A 288-nucleotide genomic window follows, 5' to 3' on the forward strand; every position below is an offset into this window, starting at 1 on the left:
ATTCGTTATAGTTTTTGTATCAGTCTTTTTATTGAATGCACACAATTACTACTGGATTTGCTGATTGATGCCCAACGCGTCTTTGAAATCGATGATTTATGGACCAATACAATGGGGGGAATACTAGCCTATTTTAGCTATTCATTGATAAAGAGAGGGATAATCCTTTCCAAACAGGAGTCTTAGAACCTACCGTCACAGGTTCAGAATGTCCATCTAATGCTATTGTTTAAGCTACATATCGTTATTTTTTTGAAATACAGTCAGTATTCCCTTAAAAATGACCTT

The 288-nt window shown here is 35.1% G+C and carries 1 protein-coding gene; it reads left to right on the plus strand.

The features are described from left to right. The coding region (locus C1G53_RS12215; RefSeq protein WP_161941435.1) for a VanZ family protein at nucleotides 1-186 on the plus strand (186 nt) is incomplete at its 5' end. Between the last annotated feature and the right edge of the window lie 102 nt (nucleotides 187-288).

It is taken from the genome of Streptococcus suis (genome assembly GCF_002960445.1).
GTDB lineage: Bacteria > Bacillota > Bacilli > Lactobacillales > Streptococcaceae > Streptococcus > Streptococcus hyiners.